The sequence below is a fragment of the Mesorhizobium sp. M2A.F.Ca.ET.039.01.1.1 genome, assembly GCF_003998035.1.
Taxonomy (GTDB): domain Bacteria; phylum Pseudomonadota; class Alphaproteobacteria; order Rhizobiales; family Rhizobiaceae; genus Mesorhizobium.
Window position 1 is genome coordinate 1 of sequence record NZ_RZRY01000856.1, and the last position, 2,334, is coordinate 2,334.

General features: G+C 64.6%; 2 protein-coding genes. Both read left to right on the forward strand.

The features are described 5' to 3' along the window. A partial coding sequence (locus EOA24_RS34675) for a glycosyltransferase (RefSeq protein ID WP_127410627.1) occupies positions 1–818 on the forward strand: 818 nt, incomplete at its 5' end. Between the two features lie 3 nt (positions 819–821). Further along, the coding region (locus EOA24_RS34680; protein WP_127410628.1) for an alpha-D-glucose phosphate-specific phosphoglucomutase at positions 822–2,334 on the forward strand (1,513 nt) is incomplete at its 3' end.

Genomic DNA, 2,334 nt, shown 5'->3' on the forward strand with positions numbered 1-2,334 from the left:
TCACAACGGTGAGCCCGACCTATGCGCAGGAAATCCGCTCGCCGGAGTTCGGCATGGGCCTCGACGGCCTGATCAACATGCGGGCCACCGACCTCTACGGCATCGTCAACGGCATCGATGTCGACATCTGGAACCCTCAGACGGACAAACATCTGGTCGCCAATTATTCGGCCGAAACGCTTGCCGCCCGCGCCAAGAACCGCAAGGCCGTCGAGGAGCGCTTCAGCCTGAAGGCGGATGGCAGCCCGATCGTCTGCGTCGTCAGCCGGCTGACCTGGCAGAAGGGCATGGACATACTGGCGGCGGTCGTCGACGGCATCGTCGCCGCCGGCGCGCGCCTCGCCATTCTCGGCTCGGGCGATGCCGGCCTCGAAGGCACGCTGCTTGCCGCCGCCGCGCGGCATCGCGGCCGTGTCGGCGTCGTCGTCGGTTACGACGAGGGGCTGTCGCATGTCATGCAGGGCGGCTGCGACGCCATAATCATACCCTCGCGTTTCGAGCCCTGCGGGCTGACCCAGCTCTACGGCCTGCGCTACGGCTGCGTGCCGGTCGTCGCCAGGACCGGCGGCTTGGCCGACACCATCATCGACGCCAACGAGGCGGCGTTGTCGGCTGGCGTCGCCACCGGTTTCCAGTTCGCGCCCAACAATGGCGGCGCGATGCTCCATGCGATCCAGCGGCTGGTCGAGCAGCATGCTCGCCCGGCGACCTGGGCTTCGATCCAGCGCCAGGGCATGAAGGCCGATGTCTCCTGGGACAAGAGCGCCGAAAGATACGTCGAACTCTATCGCTTGCTGCATTCGAAAAGGGCTGCCTGAGGCATGATAAAAACCGTCCCCACCAAACCCTATACCGACCAGAAGCCCGGCACGTCCGGCCTGCGCAAGAAGGTGCCGGTGTTCCAGCAGGAGCACTATGCCGAGAACTTCATCCAATCGATCTTCGACGCGCTGGACGGTTTTGAGGGCAAGACGCTGGTGATCGGCGGCGACGGCCGCTTCTACAACCGCGAGGTCATCCAGAAGGCCATCGCCATTGCCGCCGGCAACGGCTTCGGCAAGGTGATGGTCGGCCGGGGCGGCATTCTCTCGACGCCCGCCGCCTCCAACGTCATCCGCAAATACAAGACATTCGGCGGCATCATCCTGTCGGCCAGCCACAATCCCGGCGGCCCGCACGAGGATTTCGGCATCAAATACAATGCCGGCAATGGCGGCCCGGCGCCGGAGAAGGTCACCGACGCGATCTTCGCCAGGTCGAAGGAGATCAAGAGCTTCAAGATCGCCGATATCGGCGAGATCGACATCGACACGATCGGCACCGTCAAGGCGGGCGACATGACCGTCGAGATCATCGACCCGGTCAAGGACTATGCCGAGTTGATGGAGAGCCTCTTCGACTTCGAGGCGCTGAGGAAGCTCTTTAAGTCCGGCTTCCGCATGCGTTTCGATGCCATGCACGCGGTGACCGGTCCCTATGCCAAGGAGATCCTCGAACGCCGGCTCGGCGCGCCGGACGGCACCTGCCGCAACTTCAAGCCGCTGCCCGATTTCGGCGGCCATCATCCGGATCCGAACCTGGTGCATGCAAAACATCTCTATGACGAGATGATGGGACCCGACGCGCCGGATTTCGGCGCGGCCTCAGACGGCGACGGCGACCGTAACCTGATCATCGGCAAAGGCATCTTCGTCACGCCCTCGGATTCGGTCGCGATGCTCGCCGCCAATGCCAAACTGGCGCCGGGCTACAAGGACGGCCTGAAGGGCATCGCTCGCTCGATGCCGACCAGCGGCGCCGCCGACCGCGTCGCCGAAAAGCTCGGCATCGGCATCTACGAGACACCGACCGGCTGGAAGTTCTTCGGCAACCTGCTCGACGCCGGCATGGCGACGATCTGCGGCGAGGAAAGCGCCGGCACCGGCTCCAACCATGTGCGCGAGAAGGACGGCCTTTGGGCGGTGCTTCTATGGCTCAACATCCTCGCCGCGCGCGGCGAGAGCTGCAAGCAGATCGTCACCGAGCACTGGGCGACCTACGGCCGAAACTACTATTCGCGCCACGACTATGAGGAGGTCGAGAGCGACCGCGCCAACGCGCTGGTGGATGAGCTGCGCGCCAAGCTCGGTTCGCTGCCCGGAACGAGCGTGCGCGGCTTGAAGATCGCCAAGGCCGACGATTTTGCCTATCACGATCCGGTCGACGGCTCGGTGAGCAAGAACCAGGGCATCCGGATATTGTTCGAAGGCGGCTCGCGCGTCGTGCTGCGCCTCTCCGGCACCGGCACCTCTGGCGCGACGCTGCGCGTCTATATCGAGCGCTACGAACCGGACA